This is a genomic window from Protofrankia sp. CiT1 (genome assembly GCF_917627335.1).
In the GTDB taxonomy this organism is placed as follows: domain Bacteria; phylum Actinomycetota; class Actinomycetes; order Frankiales; family Frankiaceae; genus Protofrankia.
In genome coordinates this window covers 1-3049 of record NZ_CAKJTP010000272.1, presented here as the reverse complement: position 1 = coordinate 3049, position 3049 = coordinate 1, and the positions used below count along the sequence as shown (strand labels likewise).

The following is a 3049-nucleotide window of genomic DNA, read 5'->3' as shown; positions in this document are numbered from 1 at the left end:
ACCCTTCGTGGTAAGGCGTTCGTCCTGCTGCGTAGGCGTTTGGGGGACTCGCGAGGATCACGGCGGGACCACGTCTGACCGTGGGTGTCTGGTAGATCGGGCACGTGATTGGGCACGCGTGGCAGTCGATGATCCTCTATATCCAAGCCGTCGCGGCGAACGCCGTGGCGGCTCTATCACACGAGCGGCCGGTGCCTGCGAGAGGTACCGGCCGTTTCGCGTTGTCTGCGCGGCCCGAAGGGCCGCCCTTGACCAAGTACGGAAAGTTGGCACAGGCCCGGTCAAGATTTCAAGACCGAAGCGGATGCCGTTGTCCACCTGGCCTACGTCGAGCGAATGACGGGTGTGGTTGGCCATCTTGCTGACTTGTCGCGCTGGAGTTCGGTCTCGAACTCAACCCGATCACTCGGGATGACGCAGACTGTGACCTCGATCGGCTTGCCGGTTTTGGCGGATGACCCGACTCGAGACAGTTCGACCACCGGAAGTGTGGGCGCGATCTCCAGTAGCCGTGCTTCTTCCCGCGACGGTTGCCGTACGCGGAAGACTTCGTGCCACGTAATCGGACCGTGTCCAACTTCCTCTAGGCGATCCAGATAACCACCTGGTCCGGTGTCCGGCTCACCAGCCTGTGGTGCGTCCACAATGCCATCGGGGTGAATCCAGGTGTCGACCAACTGGAAAGGAGCCTCCGCGGCCGGCGAGGTCACCCGCCGCCGACGAACCACCTTGGCGCCAGCCGGCACGTTCAGGATTGCGGCAATCGGTGTAGGTGCGGTGGCGGCTGCGGCCTGAGGCTGGCCGTGGGTCTGCCAAGGCTCGTCTGGCCGCCCTGCTGCCGGAAAGACGTAACCCCGCGCGGGGTCGCGCATGACCATACGTCCCCGCGTGATCCGCCGTCGCTCAGTGGACGCGTCGCGTACGAAGGAACCGCGCCCGTGTTTCGTAATGATCAGTCCTTGTTGCCGCAGCAGATCCAACGCGGGTCGGACTGCGGCGAGGCTGCAACCGAACTCGGCCGCCAAGGCATCCAGAGTTGGGATTTGATCACCTTGCGCGAGGTCGCCGGACTCGATGCGACCGCGAAGGCTATCGGCGATGCGGACTGATAGCGGTCGCGCGTCGGTGGGTTCACCGGTCATGGGTTCCAAAGTAGTCCGCCCATCTACATGTCAGCATGTCCTGCGGCCGAGGGGTTGACAGGTTTGCATGCAGACATACAGACTATCCACGAACGGCAACGGAAGCGGCCCCCAGTCGGTGCTGGAACACCGGCTGAGGGCCTGAGATTCGGCCCTTGGCCGGTGTTTGCGCACCGGCGTGGCCTAGATCCGACCTTTCGGGAGGTCTGACCGTGTTTCAGCATGCCTTGCCTGAGCCTGATCCGGTACCCGCCGCTGGCGGGTCGTCTGCGCGTCAGGTTGATGCGCTCCGTGCGGGTATTGAGTTGCTCACCCGGATCGGCCCCGCGGTCGATCCCACAGGCGCCCGGGTCGCCATCTCCACCACCGACTACGGTTCGTCAGCGGACCTACAGGCCGCAGTGTCCGGGCCCGGGGGTGTCACGAAGGACGGGCCTGACACGGTGCCGGTTCGCCTGGCCGCTCTTCGGGCTGTGGCCGATGCGCTGGGTCTGCCGCTGCTCGTCACGTACGACTTCCCGGACGCGTTCGGCCTGCACATCAGCCTGGACATCGACGGAGTGCGGGTCCGGGTGTGGGACCACTTCACCGGTGACGAGATGCCTCCGGCTCGCGCCGCGTTCACCCAGACCGACTCACCTGCGGCCGACGACGCACCCGGCGGGGACGGGGAGCCGTCCGCTGCGGACCTCGCCGCGATCATTGCCGAGACTCCGTTGATCGCCGCGGAGCTGGAGGTGGTGGACGCGGAGATTGCCATGGCGTCTGACGGTGCGAGCACGTGGACGGCCCGCCGGCTTGCCACGGCCCGCCGTGACCTCGCCAGGGTCGCCGCGGGGTTTACCGCCGACCCGGACACCGCCACCTACCGTCCGACCCGACCATCCGCTGTTCCCGGGACGCTGGCGGCTGTGGCATGAGCGGATTCGAGCTTCAGACGACGGCTTCGTGTGGATCGACCGAGTACCTGGTCGTCGCAGGCGGGGTGGAGGTCGGCAGGATCTGGCGCGTCACCCGCTACAGCTGGGCGGGCCGGGTGCACCCGACCGGGGCGCTGGGACAGTGCTGGTACAGCCGGGAGGACGCGGCGCTGGCCGTGGTCCGGGAGGCCACGCTCGACCAGCCGGCCGTCGCGCATCCGTGCCGGTTCTGTGACGACCCGGTGTCCGGCCCTGGCGCCGATGACGGCATCGGGTTTTCGCACCCGGAGTGCGTCCCCCCGGACGACGACACGTATGAGGTACCCCCGCCTGCTCGGCGCGAGACCGTGCCGGACGGCCGGCATCGGGAGCTGGCGCACACGTTCCTCGAGGCATTGACGGTGGGGGAGCTGGACCGGCTGACCGAGTGGGCCTGGTCGAGCGCGGACTGTGTGGCCGCGCTCGACTACCTCCGCGAAATCGATCAATGGAACGCCTGGACGAAGCTCCAGATTCTGCTCATGAGCAGAGACCTGGAGGCAGGCCAGCAGGAGAAGCTGGCGGAACGTCTGCGTGCTGTGGCCGACGAGGTGACCCGATGAGCGTCACGCAGATCGCCGCGTTCACCGCCGACGGCGCACGCGTCCGGGTCGTGGCCACGGACGAGCTGGCGGCTATGACCGCCGGCTACACCCTGCCGGTAATCCACGGTGTGGTCTCCCGCCAGACCGGCGAGATCCTGATCGCGCTGGCCCCGGAGCATGTAAGCGAGGTACAGGCACGTCGGCTGCTGGAGCACCTGCCGGCCGGGGTGGACCTGTTCTTCTGGCGGCACCCGGACCGGTTCTGGACGGTCACGTCATGACCGGCCGTCTGCGCACAGCCGTCCGCGGCGTGCTCATCCTGGGCATGGCCGCATCCGTGGTCGCCAACGTCCTCCACGCACAGCCCACACTGGTCGCGCGCGCGATCGGCGCCTGGTCCCCG

At 67.4% G+C, this 3049-nt stretch carries 4 protein-coding genes; 3 read left to right on the top strand and 1 reads right to left on the bottom strand.

Annotated elements, in window-relative coordinates; translation table 11 throughout:
* Positions 1–323: 323 nt before the first annotated feature.
* Positions 324–1142 (bottom strand): GntR family transcriptional regulator, encoded by an 819-nt coding sequence (locus MJ785_RS21365; protein ID WP_239376254.1) that lies wholly within the window; start codon positions 1140–1142, stop codon positions 324–326.
* A gap of 212 nt (positions 1143–1354) precedes the next feature.
* On the opposite strand from MJ785_RS21365, the gene MJ785_RS21360 reads away from it, so the two are divergent.
* From MJ785_RS21360 to MJ785_RS21350, 3 genes are read left to right on the top strand one after another with little or no spacing between them, the layout of a single operon-like run.
* Complete coding sequence (locus tag MJ785_RS21360) at positions 1355–2062, top strand: DUF6284 family protein (protein WP_239382631.1); 708 nt, start codon at positions 1355–1357, stop codon at positions 2060–2062.
* On the top strand, positions 2059–2664 hold the full coding sequence (locus MJ785_RS21355) for a hypothetical protein (protein WP_239382629.1): 606 nt from the start codon (positions 2059–2061) through the stop codon (positions 2662–2664). The genes MJ785_RS21360 and MJ785_RS21355 overlap by 4 nt, the downstream gene beginning before the upstream one ends.
* The gene (locus MJ785_RS21350) at positions 2661–2927 is read left to right on the top strand and encodes a hypothetical protein (protein ID WP_239382627.1); all 267 of its coding nucleotides are present in this window, start codon (positions 2661–2663) and stop codon (positions 2925–2927) included. Before MJ785_RS21355 ends, MJ785_RS21350 begins: the two co-directional genes overlap by 4 nt.
* The last annotated feature ends 122 nt before the right edge of the window (positions 2928–3049 follow it).

Excerpts from the sequence above, each read along its gene's own strand:
- MJ785_RS21365 (WP_239376254.1), bottom strand. The coding sequence starts at position 1,142 with ATGACCGGTGAACCCACCGACGCGCGACCGCTATCAGTCCGCATCGCC.
- MJ785_RS21355 (WP_239382629.1), top strand. The coding sequence starts at position 2,059 with ATGAGCGGATTCGAGCTTCAGACGACGGCTTCGTGTGGATCGACCGAG.
- MJ785_RS21350 (WP_239382627.1), top strand. The coding sequence starts at position 2,661 with ATGAGCGTCACGCAGATCGCCGCGTTCACCGCCGACGGCGCACGCGTC.